At 55.4% G+C, this 19925-nt stretch carries 15 protein-coding genes and 1 pseudogene; 4 read left to right on the plus strand and 12 right to left on the minus strand.

The window, feature by feature from the left end:
- Positions 1-35 precede the first annotated feature (35 nt).
- Entirely contained in the window at positions 36-506 is a 471-nt protein-coding gene (locus tag K6123_RS23390) for a cold-shock protein (RefSeq protein WP_221799043.1), read from the minus strand.
- Positions 507-653: 147 nt separating this feature from the next.
- Here K6123_RS23390 and K6123_RS14745 point away from each other — a divergent pair, with 147 nt between their 5' ends.
- Positions 654-899, plus strand: coding sequence for a SlyX family protein (locus K6123_RS14745; protein WP_221799046.1), 246 nt, complete (start codon positions 654-656; stop codon positions 897-899).
- A gap of 92 nt (positions 900-991) precedes the next feature.
- Positions 992-3439 carry a glycerol-3-phosphate 1-O-acyltransferase PlsB gene (gene plsB / locus K6123_RS14750; protein WP_221799048.1) on the plus strand — a complete coding sequence of 816 codons (2448 nt, stop codon included), beginning with the start codon at positions 992-994 and terminating at the stop codon, positions 3437-3439.
- A gap of 27 nt (positions 3440-3466) precedes the next feature.
- Here plsB and K6123_RS14755 read toward each other — a convergent pair whose 3' ends face one another.
- The 5 genes and pseudogenes from K6123_RS14755 to ppc form a co-directional block, all read right to left on the minus strand.
- A complete protein-coding gene (locus tag K6123_RS14755; protein WP_221799050.1) occupies positions 3467-4252 on the minus strand; it encodes a class I SAM-dependent methyltransferase in 786 nt (261 codons plus the stop codon).
- Between the two features lie 5 nt (positions 4253-4257).
- Positions 4258-5055, minus strand: coding sequence for an undecaprenyl-diphosphate phosphatase (locus K6123_RS14760; RefSeq protein WP_221799052.1), 798 nt, complete (start codon positions 5053-5055; stop codon positions 4258-4260).
- Between the two features lie 23 nt (positions 5056-5078).
- Positions 5079-5795: a tRNA (adenosine(37)-N6)-threonylcarbamoyltransferase complex dimerization subunit type 1 TsaB gene (gene tsaB / locus K6123_RS14765; protein ID WP_221799054.1), complete on the minus strand. Its 717-nt coding sequence runs from the start codon at positions 5793-5795 to the stop codon at positions 5079-5081.
- A 147-nt stretch (positions 5796-5942) separates the two neighbouring features.
- Entirely contained in the window at positions 5943-6587 is a 645-nt protein-coding gene (gene adk / locus K6123_RS14770) for an adenylate kinase (RefSeq protein ID WP_221799056.1), read from the minus strand.
- Between the two features lie 399 nt (positions 6588-6986).
- A pseudogene (ppc, locus tag K6123_RS14775) lies at positions 6987-9626 on the minus strand (phosphoenolpyruvate carboxylase).
- 232 nt (positions 9627-9858) lie between these two features.
- On the opposite strand from ppc, the gene K6123_RS14780 reads away from it, so the two are divergent.
- A complete protein-coding gene (locus tag K6123_RS14780; RefSeq protein ID WP_221799058.1) occupies positions 9859-10191 on the plus strand; it encodes a hypothetical protein in 333 nt (110 codons plus the stop codon).
- A gap of 117 nt (positions 10192-10308) precedes the next feature.
- Here K6123_RS14780 and mazG read toward each other — a convergent pair whose 3' ends face one another.
- The 4 genes from mazG to cysM form a co-directional block, all read right to left on the minus strand.
- Positions 10309-11163, minus strand: coding sequence for a nucleoside triphosphate pyrophosphohydrolase (gene mazG, locus K6123_RS14785; protein WP_221799060.1), 855 nt, complete (start codon positions 11161-11163; stop codon positions 10309-10311).
- Positions 11164-11174: 11 nt separating this feature from the next.
- On the minus strand, positions 11175-13421 hold the full coding sequence (relA, locus tag K6123_RS14790) for a GTP diphosphokinase (protein WP_221799062.1): 2247 nt from the start codon (positions 13419-13421) through the stop codon (positions 11175-11177).
- Positions 13414-14730, minus strand: coding sequence for a 23S rRNA (uracil(1939)-C(5))-methyltransferase RlmD (gene rlmD, locus K6123_RS14795; protein WP_221799064.1), 1317 nt, complete (start codon positions 14728-14730; stop codon positions 13414-13416). Before rlmD ends, relA begins: the two co-directional genes overlap by 8 nt.
- A gap of 91 nt (positions 14731-14821) precedes the next feature.
- Positions 14822-15733 carry a cysteine synthase CysM gene (gene cysM, locus K6123_RS14800; RefSeq protein WP_221799067.1) on the minus strand — a complete coding sequence of 304 codons (912 nt, stop codon included), beginning with the start codon at positions 15731-15733 and terminating at the stop codon, positions 14822-14824.
- 171 nt (positions 15734-15904) lie between these two features.
- Between cysM and K6123_RS14805 the strand changes: the two genes are divergently transcribed.
- On the plus strand, positions 15905-18751 hold the full coding sequence (locus K6123_RS14805; protein WP_221799069.1) for a response regulator: 2847 nt from the start codon (positions 15905-15907) through the stop codon (positions 18749-18751).
- Here the strand turns inward: K6123_RS14805 and acpS are convergent.
- Both acpS and pdxJ read right to left on the minus strand, forming a co-directional pair.
- Positions 18741-19172 (minus strand): holo-ACP synthase, encoded by a 432-nt coding sequence (gene acpS / locus K6123_RS14810; RefSeq protein WP_221799071.1) that lies wholly within the window; start codon positions 19170-19172, stop codon positions 18741-18743. The two genes, K6123_RS14805 and acpS, sit on opposite strands and share 11 nt — an antisense overlap.
- On the minus strand, positions 19169-19912 hold the full coding sequence (pdxJ, locus tag K6123_RS14815) for a pyridoxine 5'-phosphate synthase (protein WP_221799073.1): 744 nt from the start codon (positions 19910-19912) through the stop codon (positions 19169-19171). Before pdxJ ends, acpS begins: the two co-directional genes overlap by 4 nt.
- Positions 19913-19925: the final 13 nt, after the last annotated feature.

Here is a 19925-nt window from a genome sequence, read left to right on the forward strand (position 1 = left end):
GGAGCCGCTTGTTCAGAGTCAGATCAGCCGTCGTATTAACGTACTGCCGAGACATCCTCTGCCTGTGGACCCTTGTCACCACGAACCACAGTAAATTTGACCCGCTGACCTTCGGTCAGTGAACGGTGACCCTGGCCACGAATCGAGCGGAAATGCACAAATACATCCTCACCTTCGTCCCAGGTAATAAAGCCGAAGCCTTTTTTGACGTTGAACCACTTCACCACACCGCGTTCACGGCCGTCTTCCACGTCTTCCTCAACCACAGTGCCTGAGCTGCGACTGCGACGACGAGGTTCAGCATCACCATTTGCCAGAGCAGAAACAATCAAACCTGCAACCAGGCCAGCAACAAATACAATCAGGGCCAGAGATGACGGCATGGCGTCGCTGACCAGCGTACCATCAGCCAATTTCAACTCACCCAGCAGAGCAACAGACGATACCCAAAATGCTACCAAGACAATCACGCCGCTCAGCAGCGCCAAACCCAATTTTTTCGCCATAGTGATACCTGTAAATAACGTTCAACGATTTTTGTACAACGACTACAGTAAAGAACAATTTGACTTACCGCGCTGGAATGTAATCCCAAATCTCCAAAAAAATCAATATGATAGAATTTGACGACAATTCAGTGAGGACAATCCGCCATGACCGATAAGCAAACGCCCCGGACTGACAACGACAACAGCGCCAGAATCGCCGAGCTGGAAATACGTATTGCTTATATGGATGAAACGATCGACGCCCTCAATCAGCAGGTCAGCCGCCTGACACTCGACTTCGAAACCGCTCGTGAAGCAATGAAAATGATGAACCAGCGCATTGAACAACTGATGCAATCACAAGGACCAGGCAAGTCACCCGCTGACGATGCGCCACCACCTCATTATTAATTAATCGCCAGCCGCAACCAGACGGCCGTCTGCGCTGTCGATAACAACCATTAACAAACACCATCCAGAATAATAATCCCGGGGTCCAATACATGAGCTGGTTTTCCAAATCGCGACTGACACTGATGCGCTGGCTGCAGCGACTGCTGTATCTGTTGCTGAAAACCCGCCAGATCGGCACCTTGCAGGCCGACCAGCAGCAAGGTGAGCGCCTGCGCGTGTATGCCTTTATGTATGCCTCACTGGCAGAACAGCTGGTGATTGACCGCGAAGTCGAGGCCTTTGAATGGAGCCGACCGCTGGATCACGGCAACGGCGGGCTGGAATTGTCACCGTTTTTCCACGTTTATCGCCGCTCCGGCCGACTGTTCCGTAAACAGGCCAAACCGGTACTGAGCAAGTCCCTGCAGCAACTGGCGCAATGGCAAATGAGCCATCCTCAGCAAAATATCGAAGTGGTTCCAGTACGCATCTACTGGGGCCGGGGGCCACAGAAAGAAGGCTCGTTCTTGCGTATCTGGCTGCAAAACAGCGGCACCATTGGTGGTCGGCTGTTTACCCTGATGGCAATTCTGATTAATGGCCGCAATACCTTTGTGCACCTGAGCCAGCCGGTTTCGATGCAGCGACTGGCTGAAGGCAGCAACAGCGCCAGCCAGCTGGCCCGTAAAACCGCGCTGCTGCTGCGCAAACATTTCCGCCTGGTGAATGCCACCGTGATCGGCCCGGATCTGTCACACCGCCGTACCCTGATCAGCCAGCTACCGAACCGACCACTGGTGCACCAGGCAATTGAACAGGCCTGTCAGGATGGCCAGCTGACCCCGCAACGGGCACGCCAGAGAGCGCTGCGCTATGCCGATGAAATTGCCTCGAATATTTCCTACACCACCGTGCGATTTCTCGATGTCCTGCTCGGTTGGGTGTGGAATTCCTTATATGACGGCGTCAAATTGCATAATATCGACGCTCTCAAAACCGCCGCTCGTGATAATGAAGTGGTATATGTGCCCTGTCATCGCAGCCATATTGATTATTTATTACTCTCTTATGTGCTATATCAGCATGGCCTGCAATTGCCGCAAATCGCGGCCGGTATTAACCTGAATATTCCGGTGGTTGGGCCGATTCTGCGGCGTGGTGGTGCATTTTTTATCCGCCGCTCTTTCCGCGATAATCCATTATATGGCGCGGTGTTTGATGAATATCTGCACAGCATATTCAGCCGTGGTTATTCCGCCGAATACTTTGTTGAAGGTGGCCGCAGCCGCACCGGCCGTACGCTGCAACCCAAAGCCGGGATGCTGGCAATGACATTGCGCAGCTATTTGCGCGACTCCCGCAAACCGATTCTGTTTATGCCTGTGTATATCGGATATGAGAAAGTATTCGAGGGCAGCACCTATCAAAAAGAACTGCGTGGCCAGAAGAAACGCAAGGAAAGCCTGTTGGGTATTGTTTCGACGCTGAAATCCTTTGGCCGGGATTTTGGCAAGGTCCACGTCACCTTTGGCGAACCCGTCTATCTGACCAGCTTCCTCAACCAGCAACAGCCAGGCTGGCGCGAGCAGGAATTTGAGAGCTGCCACTACCGACCAGACTGGGCGCCAGCCGTGGTCGATTGCCTGGCACGCCGGGTGGTGACAGAAATCAACCGCTCGGCAGTGGTCAATCCGATCAACCTGGTCGGCTTGACGCTGCTGGCCAGTCCACGCGAAGCCATGCCAGAAGCAGCCTTGAAACAGCGCCTGCAAGACTGGGCTGCGATGATCACTGCGGCCCCGCTCAGCCCACTGACACATGTTAGTGACGGCACCCCGGCAGAATGGATCAAGCATGCGGAAAGTCTCGCGGCGATCAGTCGCCAAACCAACCCACTCGGTGATCTGATCTATGCAGACGACCGTCAGGCCGTTGCCCTGACCTACTACCGCAATAACGTCTTACACCTGTTAGCAATTCCCGGCATGATCGGCTGTTTGCTGATTCACCGCCAGGCGATCAGCCGCCAGCAGATTCTCGACTTTATCGGCGCGCTCTATCCCTTTGTCCAGGCTGAGCTGTTCCTGCCCTGGCAAGTCGAGGAATTACCCCGGCAGCTTGAACTCTGGCTGCAGCAACTATGTGACAAGGGCTATTTGCAAACGGACGGCGAAAACTTCCAGGCCATTGATGACCGCGAGGCCAGCTATGAGGATCTCGACGCCATGGCACGGGTGATGATGCCCACGCTGGAGCGCTACTACATTACCCTCGCCTTGCTGCAACACCATGGTTCAGACCACTTCAGTGCCAGCGCGCTGGAACAACAAAGCGCCCTGATCGCCCAGCGCGTCAGCCTGTTACATGGTGTTAATTCGCCGGAGTTCTTTGATTCGTCGCTGTTCCGCACCCTGGTCAGCCAGCTGCAGAAACAACAGATGCTGGCAGAACAGGAACAAGGCATGCTCACCACCAGCAGCGCGCTGGAACAGTTGGCCAACCGTCTGTCTCACGCCGTGGATGGCAGTGTGCAGAACACCATTCGCCGTTGTCTCTGACGGTCTGTCACTACCGTTCTGGAGGGATTATTCCTCCAGCGGAGCGACTTTAGCCAGAGCGTAGACATCAAAACGATTGGACTTGCCGGTGAGCGCATAGGACGGCGCCTTGCCGGCCAGTGGTGCAGCCTTGCGACCACGCTTGACCACCACCCGACAGCGGGCACAGGACAGCGCCCGTTGCAGCAGCTCATCGGCATCCATATCCGCGCCCACCACAGAACGAAACGCCTGCATGTCTTTTTTCACCTGCGCCGAGCCCTTGGCATCTTCACCAAACATGGGGTCCAGATACACCACGTCGGTTTGCAACTGTGGCTCTGGTTGCGGGACTAACAGCTGGTGACTGGAACCAAACGTCAGCGACATTCTGGCGATAATATCAGCAACCTCAGGATGGTCTTTGGCACGATCCAGCCCATCCTGCAGCAAGGCTGCCACGATCGGCTGACGTTCATGGGAATGCACCCGACAGCCCAGCGTCGCCAGCACAAAACTGTCACGGCCAAGCCCGGCGGTAGCATCAATCACGGAAGGTTTATAGGCACTGCTGATGCCAATCGCCTTGGCAATGTCCTGCCCCATACCGCCACCGAACTTGCGACGATGCGCGGCAGCTCCGGCAGTGAAGTCGACCTGGACGCGAGCCTTGCCAGCGTCTCCTTGCTGTAGTGCCAGACCACTTTGGTCCAGCACCAGATGAAAGCCCGGCTGCTGCAGCTGTTCAGCAGTAGCCAGGGTAAAACCGTAGTAGTCACACCACTGCTGCGCTTGTGGCAGCAGGGTGTCTTGCAGACAAATCAGCTGTGGCATTCAGATTACACGAAGAAAAGGAACAGGACGCAGCCAAGTAACAGTCGATAGATTACAAATGGCAGCATGCCAACACGATCAACCAGTTGCAGGAAGTAGTGAATCCCGAGCCAGGCGCTGATGCCGGAAATCAGTACCCCCAGGCCGATGTGCAACCAGTCGATGGCCAGGTCAGAGCCCAGCAATTCAACCGACTTCAAACCGGCAGCGGCCAGAATCAGCGGAATCGATAACAGGAACGAAAAACGCGCAGCATCCAGGCGGGCAAAGCCAAGGAACAACGCCGCAGTCATGGTAATACCGGAACGGGAGGTACCCGGAATCAGGGCCAGTGCCTGGGCAAAACCAATCGCCAGTGCCAGTCCCAGCGTCATCTGCGTGAGACCTGCGCGGTGCGATTTGAAACGGTCTGACAGCCCCAGGATCACACCAAACACAATGGTGGTGGTGGCAATCACTGCCGTCGAACGCAGATTTTCTTCAATAAAATCCTGCGACAGCAAACCTGCAATCACTGCTGGAATGGTCGCCACCACCACCATCCAGGAAAGTCGCGCATCTTCATTAGGGGTGGAAGAAAAACCGGTGGAGAAGAAACCAACGATCATGCGCTGCAGCTCGACCCGGTAGTACCAGACGATCGCCAGCAGAGTGCCAAAATGCACCGCCACATCAAACGCCAGTCCCTGGTCTGGCCAACCGAACACCTGTGAGGGAAGAATCAGGTGCGCCGAACTGGAAATGGGCAAGAACTCGGTGATGCCTTGCAACACTGCCAGTACAAAGGTTTCGAAAAATCCCACGGTCTCTCCTTGTTTTGGTGAATTTAGTTACGCTTCAGCAGACTGGGCTGCTCATCAAGTTTCTTCCAGGCGACAGAATCACGCAGATACACAGGTGGATAGGCATCCATATCGCCAAACTGGCCGCTTTGCCAGGCCTGCTGAACCAGTTCGGCCGCATAACGGCTGAGCGGTTCGAGTTCTGCCAAACAGGGCAATTCCGGTAATCCGGCCGGTAATAATTTCAAACCGTTACCCGCCAACATCCAGCGACAATCCGGTTGCTGTTGCAACTGCCGGGAAAGATCACCGACACAGACATCGGGGGCGCCTACCTGTTCCGTTCCTGTCAGCGTCCAGCCAGCTTCCGAGTGCTCAAACACCCCCCAGAAGACTTCGCCCATATGGGCGTCCATCACGCAGGCAATACGATCAAGCTGACGGCCAGCAGCGGCTTGCCAGGCCAATAACTGCAGGGTGGAAAAGCCGTAAACCGGTAACTCCAGTCCCAATGCCATGCCCTGTACCACGCTGACAGCAATCCGAATACCGGTAAATGAGCCTGGCCCACGGGCATAGGCAACACCATCAATCTGGCGCTTGCTGATACCGGCCTGCTGCACCACTTCATCAATCATGGGTAACAGCCGCTGGGCGTGGCGGCGAGGCTGTTGCTCGGCAATATCAAACAATCCGTCGTCGGTCACCAGAGTTGCGGAGCAAAAAGCCGATGATGCGTCGACAATCAATACATTGGCCATGGAAAACTCCCCGCTAAAAAAGCGCGCAGTATACCAGAGCCGCCGGACGGCATACTAAATCGACTTGATGGCAATTTGGCTGCCAGTTTCTGGCAGCCATAAAAAAAGCTCCCGAAGGAGCTTTTTCAGTCAGATCTCACAAAGAAATCAAGACAGTGCGGTCATCACGTTGTTGGTGATGTCCTGCAGCGAGCCGACACCCGGGATGTGGCTGTATTTTGGAGCCTTGTCGCCGCCCAGGTTCTTGTAGAAGCTGACCAGTGGCTCGGTTTGTTCGTGGTAGATCGCCAGACGCTTGCGAATGGTTTCTTCCTGGTCGTCGTCACGTTGAACCAGATCTTCACCGGATTCGTCGTCCTTGCCAGCCACTTTTGGTGGATTGTAAATCACGTGGTAAACACGGCCGGAAGCCGGATGAACACGGCGGCCGCTCAGACGGCTGACGATTTCTTCGTCATCGACGTCGATTTCAACCACATGATCGATGTCCACACCGGCTTCCAGCATGGCTTCTGCCTGTGGAATGGTGCGTGGGAAACCGTCAAACAGGAAACCGTTCTTGCAGTCGTCCTGTTGAATACGCTCTTTCACCAGACCAATGATGATTTCGTCAGAAACCAGACCACCGGTTTCCATGATTTCCTTTACCTTCAGACCCAGTTCGGAGCCTGCCTTCACAGCTGCACGCAGCATGTCACCGGTAGAGATTTGTGGAATATCGAACTTTTCACAAATGAACTGAGCCTGAGTGCCCTTACCGGCACCCGGTGCGCCCAAAAGAATTACGCGCATGTATTTCCCCTCGTAGCTTAGCTTGGAATTTTTCTAATCCCTGCGGTCAATAGTATTGGTTATTTTTTAACCAGGGCAAAAATTAAGGGTAACCTTACTCTGGCGTGACCGTTATCTCAACTTATTCTGCAGCAATTCCGAAAACAGTGTCGCCAGACTTTGGTATAGCGACTTGCCTGCTATCCGCATTCGAATAAGCGTTACATATTCCGGACTACGACTGTTGATTTAAGCCAACAGAAGCAGCCATTTGCTGCTATTCCAGCATTGCTATGCAGCTCTTTGATGACTCTTCTATAACATGCGTTACCGTAATGGCAAAGCAATAAAAATACGACTGACGCGGAATAATCCGCTGCCAGCCAGGAAAATCATTATTGCTTTGCAGTCAGGCCAGAATCAGCCGGTATTGCGCATACCAGCGGCAATACCTGCCATGGTCACCTTGATCGCCTGTTCGACAATCTGGCTGACCACTTCCGGATGCTGACGCTCCCGATAAAGCAGTTCTGCCTGCAGATAATGCAGTGGATCGGTATAGGGATCACGCACTGTCATCGAATCCCGCAAAATCGGATGATTATCCAATAAGGCTTGCTGGCCATTAATGGCCAATACCTGCTCCTTCACTCGCTCAAGCCGTAACCGTAACTGGCTGCCCAGCGGTTGTAACTCCGGCTCCACCAGCCGTGCCTCATAATATTCTGCTATTCCGGCATCGGCCTTGCTGACCACCATTTCGAGCATGTCGATATAAGTACGAAAGAACGGCCATTGCTCATACATTTCACGTAATTGATCGAGTTTTCCCTGCTGCTGGATTTGCTGCAACGCCTGATCGGACCCAAGCCAGGCTGGCAGCATCAAACGAATCTGGGTCCAGGCGAAAATCCATGGGATCGCCCGTAAGGTTTCGATGCCTCCACCGGCCTTGCGACGTGCCGGACGACTGCCCAGCGCCAGTTTGCCCAATTCGGATTCCGGCGTAGCGCTGCGGAAATAACGCACAAAGTCCGGTGTATCCTTGACCATTGCCCGATACGAAGCGACCCCGGCAGCAGCCAGTTCACTCATCCGCTCACGCCAGTCTGGCTGTGGCGGCTGCGATGGCAGCAGATTGGCTTCCAGTACTGCGGCGGCATAAATCTTCAGGTTGCGACGGGCAATGTCCGGCTGACCAAACTTGAAGCGGATCATTTCGCCCTGCTCTGTCACCCGCAAACCACCGGCTACCGAGCCTGGTGGCTGTGCCAGAATCGCCCGGTGAGTCGGACCACCACCACGCCCCACCGTGCCACCGCGGCCATGGAACAGCACCAGCGAGATACCCGCCTCCTCAGCATCGCGAGTGAGTGCTTCCTGGGCTTGATATTGCGCCCATACTGCCGCCAGCTGACCAGCGTCCTTGGAGGAATCAGAATAGCCAATCATCACCTGCTGGCGCTGCTGGCAATAGTCGCGATACCACTCGACCTGCCACAGCTTGCGCATCCGCACCGACGCCTGCTGTAAATCACTGAGGGTCTCGAATAACGGCACCACGGGGAAATGTTCACGCACCCCGGCATCCTGCAGCAGCAGGGTTACGGCCAGAATATCGGACGGCTCGCTGGCCATCGAAATGATGTAACAGGAAACTCCGGCACCCGCCTCTGACGCCAACACCGTGATACTGTCGAGTACTTCCTGAACCTCTGCCGACGGCTGCCAGTGTTTTGGTACCAGCGGCCGTTTGGACGCCAGCTCCCGCAGCAGGAAGGCCTGTTTGTCGTCCTCACTTCAGCTGAGGTAATCGCCCCAGCCGTAGTACTGGCAGATTTCCTGCAGCACGCCCGCATGACGGGAAGATTCCTGCCGCATGTCCAGTCGTACCAACACCAGCCCAAAACAGGCAACCCGGCGAATGGTATCCAGCAACATGCCGTTGGCGATCTGCTCCAGCCCCTGTTCCATCAGGCTGCGATAACACATCAACAAAGGCAGCAGCAGCTCATCATCAGACAACAAGGGCTGAGCTTCGACCGCTTCACCCCGAGCACAGGCTCCAGCCCAGCGCCGGGTATCTTCCAGTCGCTGCCGTAGTTCGTGCAGACAGGCTCGGTAGGGTTCGTCCGGGAATTCCGGATAAGCACGCCGTAATTCCGCCGAGGCATCCGCCATCGACAGCTGATTGCCAAGCGAATCAATATCGCGCAGGTACAGATCAGCGGCCATCCAGCGCGCCAGAAACAGAACTTCGCGGGTCACATTGGCCGTGACATTGGGGTTACCGTCACGATCACCGCCCATCCAGGAAGCAAAGCGAATCGGCGCAGCGTTCAATGGCAACATCGCCGCGCCCCGTTGCTGCAACTCCTGATCGAGGTCGCGCATCATTTGCGGCACGGCCTGCCAAAGCGAGTTTTCAATCACCGCAAATCCCCAGCGGGCTTCATCAACAGCGGTTGGCCGGGTCTTGCGAATTTCATTGGTATGCCAGATTTCCTCAACCAGCCGCGCCAGATGTTGTTCACGTTCCAGCCGCTGCGGATGCTGCTCATGCAAATCATCCAGCTCCTGTAACAGGCGGGTAATGGTGTCGTATTTCTGGATCAGAGTACGGCGGGTAACTTCGGTCGGATGGGCTGTCAGCACCAAGTCGATATTGAGAGCCGCAACCTGTTGCTCCACCCCATCGAGACTGATTCCGGCTTGTTGCAGGCGATCCAGCAAGGCCGGAAACATGGTATCCAGACCCGATTGCAAGGCATCTGAACGACACCAGCTGGTACCATGCTGCTGATCAGCAATATTGGCCAGATTGAGAAACTGGTTAAAGCCGCGTACCACGGGCAATAGCTGGTTTTCTGGCAATTCCTTTAACGTGCTCAGCAAGACATCACGGTCTTGCTGGCCGCCGCGACGAGCCTTTTTGGCTTGTTTGCGGATGGTTTCAATACATTGCAGGACATCTTCGCCGTCACTGGCAGCGATGGTTTGCCCCAACAAATTCCCCAGCATTCTGACCTTGTCACGTAATCTGGGATCCAGTTCACTCATAAGTCATCTCCTTTGGAATCCTGCCGAATTTCACGGTGCCACCGCGGTCAGAGACAGGCAATGGTCAATGTCTGATCACAATAAGGAAACCCGACTATCTCTTGGGGATGAACGGATAACAAGTAGACCATTTGGCCCTTTTGCCGAATTTGGCCAGTCCGATGGCACAATTTTGCGGAGTATTCGGGCTATTCTTGTAAAACGATCCCGAAGATGTGTAAGGAGAGTCAGTATGAAAGCTGCCGATATGATGAAACGCTGGCAAGCAGAGTATGGTGAACCGCGAGTTCAACAAAGCTGGCCGATCACCCTCAACGTCAAGGATGCCGCGCGAGTAGAAGCGCTGTTGGAAATGTTTCCGGGGTTAACCCGTGAACGCTTGTTGAGTGATCTGGTGCACGCTGCGCTCAACGATTTGACCAGCAGCTTTCCCTATGTCGAAGGCGACACTGTTATCGGCCAGGATGAAGATGGCTTTCCGATGTATGAAGACGCGGGTAAAACGCCAACGTTTCTGGCGCTGACCCGCAAACATCTGGATGCGCTGAATACCGGCCAGCACTAACCTGCAGGTTAAATCCCGTACGACAAAGTCCCGGCATGCCGGGACCCTACATCGAATTGATACAGCTTGCATGGCAAGCTGTGCCTGGCGATAGAGCCCTTTGCCAGTCGCAGCCATCTAACGGCTGCGCTGTTTTTCCAGCTGCTTGGCTTTTTGCCAGGACAGTTCCATCTCGTCGAGGCCAACCTGATCCCAGCCACCAGCGGCGAGAGCATCGTCCTCGACCTGGCTGAAACGCCGGTAGAAACGTTGATTGGTGCCACGCAAGGCAACTTCCGGGTCAATCTTGTAGTGCCGGGCCAGATTGCTGACGGCAAACAACAAGTCGCCGATTTCTGACTCCAGCCGCTCGATGTCGCCGGTTGCCATTTCGTGCTGTACTTCGGCCAGCTCTTCCTGAATCTTGCTGACCACTGCGTGAGCGTCATTCCAGTCAAAGCCAACGCTGCTGGCGCGTTTCTGCAATTTCACTGCCCGGGTCAGGCCCGGCATGGTTGCTGGCACACTGTCGAGCAGCCGCTCAGGCAGCAGGTTGCCACCGGCCCGCGCCAGCTTGTCGGATTTTTCCTGCTGCTTGATCAAATCCCAGTTGGCGTTGATTTCCGCTTCCTGCGGTGAAATCGACGGATCCCGTTCGCTTGCCAAGGTACCTTGTGGAAACACATGGGGATGACGGCGAATCAATTTTTGCACCAGCCGGTCGATAATGCTGGCGAGGTCAAAATGACCGGCTTCCGAGCCCATCTGGCCATAAAAGATCACCTGGAACAGCAGGTCGCCCAGTTCCTCCTCCAGATGTGGCCAGTCCTGCCGTTCAATGGCATCGGCGACTTCGTAGGCTTCTTCCAGCGTGTGCGGCAAAATTGTGGCGAAGTCCTGTTTCAGATCCCACGGACAGCCGGTTTGCGGGTTACGCAAACGGGCCATCAGGGTGATCAGATCAGCAAGATCATAGGTCACCGGGCGGCTCATCCCTGCGCTGCTCATCCCTGTGAACCGCCACGAATCCGGCGCGCCGAGATGATGTTTGGCAGCTGCTCGATTTTCTTCATCAGGCGACCGAGATTTTCGAGGCTCTCAACTTCCACCGTCAGCTGCATGCTGGCGGTATGATCGCCCTGGTTGGACTGGGTATTCACGCCAATCACGTTAACCCGTTCGTTCGCCAGAATAGCACTGACGTCGCGCAGCAGACCGGTACGGTCGAACGCCAGAATCGACATTTCCACCGGGTAAGTTCGTGATGGCGCCGCCCCCCAACTCACCTGCAGTACCCGATTCGGCTCCATGGCCTCCAGGTGCAACAGGTTTTCACAGTCGCTGCGGTGCACGGTCACACCGCGACCAATGGTAACGTAACCACGAATATCGTCGCCCGGCACCGGATGACAACACTGTGCCATCTGGGTCAGCAGGTTGCCGACACCCTCGATATAAATATCGTCCTTGCCCGGCTTCTTGTTAGTGTCTGCCCGCCGCAACAGCGGCAATTCCTGCTGCGGCTGTACCGAGTCGGTCTGCTTCAGCACCGCGTTAACAATCTGGCCGATACGCATGTCGCCAGCACCAACCGCGGCAAACATGTCGTCAACGGACTTGTAGTTCATCTGTTGGGCGATGTCGTGCAGCGGCTCCTGCGCCAGATCGAGACGATCCAGTTCTCGCAGCACCAGCGCACGGCCTTCTTCGATGTTCTGATCACGGGCCTGCAGCTTGAACCAATGGGCAACCTTGGCGCGCGCCCGGCTGGTATGGATGTAACCGGATTCCGGATACAACCAGTCACGGCTCGGATGGGCGTTAGGATGAGTCAGGATTTCGACCTGCTCGCCGGTCTTGAGAATATAGGTCAGCGGTACGATACGACCGTTAACCTTGGCACCACGGCACTTGTTACCGACTTCAGTGTGTACCCGGTAAGCGAAATCCACCGGTGTCGCCCGTGGTGGCAAATCAACCACGTGGCCTTCCGGTGTGAACACATAAATGCGGTCCGGGTTAATATCGCTGCGCAGTTCCTGCGCCAGCTCTGGCAGGTCGTCGAGTTCTTCGTGCCACTCCAGCACCGAACGCAACCAGGCAATTTTCTGCTCGTAGCCCTGATCCTTGCCGCCGGTATCCGTGCCTTTGTAGAGCCAGTGCGCACATACGCCCAGTTCAGCATCTTCATGCATGCCGTGGGTACGAATCTGTACTTCCAGCACCTTGCCTTCCGGACCGATTACCGCGGTATGCAACGAGCGATAGCCGTTTTCCTTGGGGTTAGCGATGTAGTCATCGAATTCATTGGGAATATGACGCCAGAGCGTATGCACAGTACCCAGCGCGGCGTAACAGTCGCGCAGCTCTGGCACCAGAATTCGCACCGCGCGAATATCGTAGATCTGTGAGAAATCGAGATTCTTGCGGCTCATTTTGCGCCAGATGCTGTAAATGTGTTTGGCGCGGCCATAAACATCACAGCGAATACCGCTCGACAGCAGTTCTTCCCGCAGGGTCTGTACCACCTGATCAATGTAGTCCTGACGGGCAATACGCTTTTCATCCAGCAAACGGGCAATCTGTTTGTAGGAAGTTGGCTGCAGATAGCGGAACGCCAGGTCTTCCAGTTCCCACTTGAGGTGACCAATACCCAAACGATGGGCCAGCGGTGCATAAACGTTGAAGACTTCTTCCGCGACCTTGTGACGACGGTCTTCCGGCGCGTCTTTGACCGCCCGGATGGCCGAGGTACGTTCTGCCAGCTTGATCAGTGCCACTCGCACGTCATCAATCATGGCCACCAGCATTTTACGCAGGTTATCGACCTGGGCTTCACGCTGGCCCAGTACCGTTTCGCCGGAAGAGTTCTGAATGGCGCTGATCGCAGCCATCCGCAGCACCCCTTCAATCAGCTTGGCTACCTGAGAGCCGAACTCCCGTTCGACCTTGGCCAGCGGCAGACGTCCTTCACGTACCGCCCGGTACAGTACAGCGGCAACGATGGACTCGGTGTCGAGGCGCAAATCCATCAGAATCTGGGCCATTTCCAGACCCATCTGAATACTGTCTACCGACCAGTAGGTTTGATTGGCAATCGCTTCATCCGACAGCTGTTTGGCCAGTTGCAATGCCTGTAACAGCCGTTCGCTATCGCGAATTTCATAAACCTGCAGCACCTTTTCCAGCCAGTGCTCAATGTCCAGCTCACCATCGTGCCAGAGCGGTAAATCTTCCCGTACCTTAACCATGTTTCTTTTCCCGCCGGCTCAGCATCACCATGGTTTCCACGTGGTGGGTCTGTGGAAACATATCCATGATGCCAGCCTTGTCTACTTGATAACCGGCCTTGACCAACCGATCCAGATCGCGTGCCAGGGTCGCCGCGTCACAAGACACATAAAGAATCTGCGATACCCCGCGCGCACTCAATTCATTCATCTGGGCCGCCGCCCCCGCTCGTGGCGGGTCAAGCAGTACCTTGTCGGGTGCCAGCAGGTGGGCCAACACGCCTTCGTTCGATAAATCCGCTGCAACCGCATGCAAGGACAAAGCCAGTGCACTCGCCTGCTGCTGTAAACTGTTCACCATGCTGTCCTGCACTTCGACCGCATAAACCCGGTCGCAGCGCCGCGCCAGCGGCATACTGAAGTTGCCGTGACCGGCAAAAAGATCCCAGATCACTTCGCCCGGCTGTGGCTGTAACCACTCCAGTGCCTGCATAACCATGGTGCGGTTCACTGCGCCATTGACCTGAAAGAAGTCGCTGAGTTGCATCCGCAAGGGCTGCTCATCAACATAATGAACCAGTGTTTGCGGAGCATCAGGATACAGACATTCCGGCAATTCTTCCTTGCCCTGGCTTAACCACAGCTGAATTGCCTGGCCGTCTGGTTGACTGCTGATGAATTCCACCAGCTTGTTCTTGTCCGGTTCATTCAGGGGCTTGAGTACCCGTAATACCAGTGCCAACGCATTATCGGCAGCAATCACTTCAATCTGGGTGATGCGGTCACGGCCCTGTAAGCTGCCGATCAGCTCACGCCACTGGGCCCAGTCGAGTACCGCCAGATCTGGCAGCACCGGACAGCGATCAATATTGGACAGGTGTTCGGAACGACCTTCGCGGAAGCCAACAAAGTTCTGTTGTTTTTCCTTGCTGAAACGCACCCCCAGACGGGCCTTGCGGCGGTAATGCCAGGGATCGGCAGTGATCGGGGCAGCCCATTCGGCCACCTCGATACCATGACGGGAAAATTCGCGGGCTACCCGCTGCTGCTTGTAATTAACCTGGGCGGCATAGTCGAGATGCTGCAGGTCGCAGCCACCGCAACGCTGATAATGAGGGCAAGCGGGTTCGATACGATCCGGTGAAGCTTCATCGATGCTGACCAGACGGGTCATCCAGACTTTCTTACGTCGGCCATCGAGGCGCGCGGTAACGGTTTCGCCTGGCAAGGCGCCCGGTACGAAATAGACGTCACGGCCGCGTTTCGCCACGCCCTGGCCTTCGGAAGTCAGGTCCTGAATCGTCAGTTGCAAACTTGTTGGTGTAGCCACCCGGATATCCCCCGTTCAATTCGGCGCACAGTATTGGCACTGACTGACGGATTGCAACCCTGCCAGCGGGGGAATCCGCAAATAAACCGCTTCAGGACGGTGCAAAAACCCCGGACGACAGATAACGGTCGCCGCGATCACACACTATTGCCACAATGGTGGCATTGGTTTCAGTCTGTGCCAGCTGCAGCGCAGCAAACACTGCACCACCCGACGACACACCACAGAAAATGCCTTCTTCACGGGCCAGCCGCCGCATGGTTTGCTCGGCATCCTGCTGGCCGATATCGAGCACCTGATCGACTCGCTGGCGATCAAAAATGGTTGGCAGATATTCTTCCGGCCAGCGACGAATACCCGGGATCGAAGCGCCGTCTGTGGGTTGCAGGCCAACCACACAAACATCAGGGTTTTGTTCCTTCAGGTAACGTGACGTTCCCATGATGGTTCCGGTTGTACCCATCGAGCTGACGAAGTGGGTAACCTGGCCTGCAGTCTGTTGCCAGATTTCCGGCCCGGTGCTGGCGTAGTGAGCCTCCGGATTATCCATGTTGCCAAATTGGTTCAGCACCTTGCCCTGGCCCTGTGATTCCATCGTCAGCGCCAGATCACGGGCTTCTTCCATACTGCCCACCAGAATCAGTTCAGCACCATAGGCCTGCATCGCCCAGCGTCGTTCCATGGTGCTGTTGTCCGGCATGATCAGAATCATCTTGTAGCCCATCATGGCGGCGGCCATCGCCAGGGCAATACCAGTGTTGCCACTGGTGGCTTCGATCAGGGTGTCGCCAGGGCTGATCTGACCACGTAGTTCGGCCCGCTGGATCATCGACAAGGCTGGCCGGTCTTTCACCGAGCCAGCCGGGTTATTGCCTTCAAGCTTCAGCAACACCTGGTTGCCATGGTCGTTTTGCGCCATCCGCTGCAAACGGACCAGCGGTGTCTGCCCAATACAGTCAATGATAGTGGGATATTGTATTGCTGTGCGATCAGAGTCACTCATGGGTGGACAACCTGTGTGATATAACAAAATGGATTTATGGTAAGCAGAAAAAGCGTCAAATCTTAATAACAAATGCGAATTTGATTATGCACATGCACACATCCGGGCAATTGCACCGCCTGGCATTCGCCAGTAACCTTTCGAAAACCTGCTGAAGACGTCCTGCCAATAATGAAAAACTGGAACATCCAACAGCGCTTCCTGTTGATCGGCATGCTGCCGGGCCTGCTGATATCTCTGGTGCTGGGCGTTTATTTCATCAGCCAGCGCTTCCACGACCTCAATGATCTGCTCGACCAACGGGCACTGGCAATGGCCAAGCAGCTGGCACCGGTTTGTGAATACGGCGTTACGATTGGCAATTCGGCCATTTTGCAGAACATTGCCAACAACATGCTGGAAGAGCCGGATGTCCGCTCTGTCAGCATTTATAACCAGGATATGCAGCTGCTGGCCCACTCCGGCCCACGTATGCTGACCGACCAGCAAAGCAGTGCCCAAATGCAGCGCGGCCAGATGCACCTGATCCGGACCTCGGGATCAGTACGTATTCGGGCACCAATTCTGGCCCAGAACCTGTTGATTTCCGATCAGGTCTCAAACCAGTTTTTCGCTGAACAAAGCCCGGCTCCACGCTTGCTGGGTTGGGCGGAACTGGAATTGTCAGCGACCAATACCGAACTGACCCGCTATCAACACATCGCATCTTCTCTGTCGCTGATTGTTGTTACCCTGATTGTTGGCCTGCTGATAGCCATTCGTCTCGGCCGTCAGTTTTCCGGCCCCAGCAACAATATCCTGCAAGCGCTGAAATCGCTGATGGAAGGCAAATACGAAACCCGTGTACAGGTAGAAGCCAGCGGTGAACTGCGCGAAATGGCGACCAGCCTTAATACCCTTGCAGCCGGCTTGCAGCGCACCATCTCAGAGCAGCAACGTAACCTTGAAGAAGCCACCCGCGACATGCAGGAAACCATGGACGATCTGGAAATCCGCAACCGTCAGCTGTTGCTGGACCAGCGTGAAGCCAAGGAAGCCAGTCGGATGAAGTCCGAATTTCTTGCCAACGTCTCACATGAATTACGGACGCCCCTCAACAGCATCAGCGGTTTTGTTGACCGCATGAAGCAGACCGAGCTGTCCGAACGCCAGCAGGACTGGATTGATATTGTTTCCAAGGCGACCCGCGACCTGGTCGGTATCATCAACGACATTCTCGACCTCTCCAAACTCGAAGCCGGCAAGCTGATCATCACCCACGCGCCATTTAACCTGCGCGACGTGGTTGAAGACGTACTCGAACTGATCGCCCCCAACGGTATGCGCAAGGGGCTGGAGATCTCACTGGCGATTGCACCGGAGGTGCCGGTTTGCCTGTCCGGAGACTCCATGCGGCTGAAACAGGTGCTCACCAATCTGGTTGGCAACGCCGTAAAATTTACCGATCAGGGATCCGTTCATCTCAGCATCAGCCTGATCAATAGCCGTGACAATCAGGCCAGCCTGCTGTTTGAGATCCAGGACACCGGCGTCGGGCTGTCACTGGAGCAGCAACAAAAACTGTTCAACGCCTTTACCCAGGCCGATAACAGCACCGCCCGCAAATTTGGTGGCAGCGGACTGGGGCTGATCATATCCCGTGCGCTGGTTGAAGCCATGCATGGCGACATCAAGGTCGAAAGCAGTCCTGGGGAAGGATCGACGTTCAGTTTCCATATCACGGTTGATATCGACAAGCAGCACCGTCATGCCCTGCCAGCACTGTCACCAGGCTGCCTGGCACTGCTGGACGACCGCGAACACAGCCTGCTGAACATTCACCAGTTGCTGACCAGCTGGGGGCTGGAGTCAATCGACTGCCGCAGCGCCGACGCGCTGGAAAGCCTGATCGCTGACGACAGTATCAAACTCGATGCCATCATCATGGCGGTACAAAGCAGCTATATCGGCACCGAAAAATGCCACAGTCTGGGAACCAGGCTGGTACCACAGGGCATTCCTATCGTTGCTCTGGTCGACAGCGAAGACGAGGAAGACCGCCAGCGGTTACTCGAGTATGGCGCAGTGAGCTGTCTGAGCCGCCCGCTCAACAGCCGCAAACTGCATCGACTGCTGGATAAACTGCTCAATGGCGAAGCTCTGAACGAGCCGGAAAATCGCGACAAGGCGGTAGTGACCAGTCAAAATACCTTGCCGCCGACCATCCTGGTAGTCGATGACAATGAGGCTAACCTCAAGCTGGTGCTGATTTTGCTGGAAGATCTTGGTTTGCCTGTGATCCCCGCCAGCTCAGGCCCACAGGCAATTGAAGCAATTCAGCAACATGCCATTGATCTGGTGTTTATGGATATTCAGATGCCAGGCATGACCGGCCTGGAAGCCACTGAGGCAATTCGCCAGCTGCCTGGTAAACAGAGCCTTCCGATCATTGCCCTCACTGCTCATGCCATGGCCGATGAGCGCCAGTATCTGATCAAAAAGGGCATGAACGATTACCAGACCAAACCGATTTCGCTGCAGCAGCTGATTGATACGATTTATCAATGGACGGGATATCGAGCCAGTGCCCAGCCATATCTGGAAAGGGAGAACATACCACCAGCGGCGGCTATCGTCACCACCAACTCTCAACCGGCAGCGGAGTACACCGTTTTTTCAGTCGCGGCTGCCCTTCAGGCTGCCAGCCAGAAGCCGGCTTTGGCTAATGAAATGATGAGTCTGTTGCTGAAAAACCTGCCTGCCGATCTGGAAAGTATTCGTGACTGCTGGGAAGAGGAGGATCTGACTCATCTGCAAGCCGCCGTCCATCGGCTGCATGGGGCAACCCGTTATTGTGGCGTGCCACAACTACAACACGCTCTTAATGAACTGGAAACCGCACTTAAATCCGGTAACTCAGCGTCACTGCCAGAACTGATGCGGATGACCATGACAGCCGGTAGCCGGCTGCAACAATGGAGTGAGGATAACGACTGGCAGGCACTGATTCAAAACCAGACCAGCGCTGTTAACGACTGAGCACCGCAAAGGCCAGGATCAGGCCACCGTCGTCAGTGAGACTCAGCAAGGCGGTCTGGCCGCCAAGCTGAAACAAACGCTGCTCAGCAGCGTCATATAGGCGCACCAAAGGTGCGCCGTGAGCATCCCGCAAAACTTCAATTTGCTGAAATCCGACGCCTTTGGCAATGCCTGTACCAAGTGCCTTGGCGATCGCCTCTTTGGCAGCGTACTGCTTGGCGAGGAAGTTCTCCGAGCCACCGCGCTGCTGCCACAGCTGTTGTTCTGCGGCCGTCAGGATACGCTGCACGAAACGTTCACCCTTGCGCTGATAAACGGCCGCAACCCGTTGCTGGCGGATCATATCAGTGCCGATTCCAACGACCTGGGCCGCAACCTGACTACCGCCTTGAGCGCCAACCTCAGGCCTGTTAGCCATCATGCGCTGGCGCGTGCCAGCAATTCACGCATTTCCCGTACGGCTTGTTCGAAGCCCACAAAGACAGCATGGGCAACAATCGCATGACCGATATTCAGCTCGTTCATTTGTGGAATCGCCGCAATGGCTTCAACGTTGTGGTAGTTGAGGCCATGACCGGCGTTAACAACCAGACCTTTGGCAGCCGCATAGCTGGCTGCCAGTTCAATCCGTTCCAGCTCTGCCTGCTGTTCGGCCGGAGTTTCGGCATCGGCATAACGGCCGGTGTGCAGTTCGATCACGGGGGCGCCGGTGCGCACAGTGGCATCAATCTGGGCTTCATCCGGATCAATAAACAGGGAAACTTCCGCCCCAATTGCTTTCATACGCGCCACAGCAGCGGCGATAGGCGCTTCCTGACCGACCACGTCCAGACCACCTTCAGTCGTCAGCTCTTCACGCTTTTCCGGTACCAGGCAAACGCATTGCGGCTCGATTTCCTCGGCCAGTTCCAGCATGGCGTCCGTAACGGCCATTTCCAGATTCATACGGGTCGCCAGGGTTTCCTTCAACACGTAAACATCACGGGTCTGGATATGGCGACGATCTTCACGCGGATGAATGGTGATACCGTCCGCGCCAGCCTGTTCAGCCACAAAGGCAGCCTGTACCGGATCCGGATAACGAGTCCCACGGGCCTGACGCAGTGTCGCCACGTGATCAATGTTTACACCCAGCAATACCCGATGTTGTTTCACGCACATTCTCCTGTTGTCG

This window comes from Oceanobacter mangrovi, assembly GCF_019740315.1.
GTDB lineage: Bacteria > Pseudomonadota > Gammaproteobacteria > Pseudomonadales > Oceanobacteraceae > Oceanobacter > Oceanobacter mangrovi.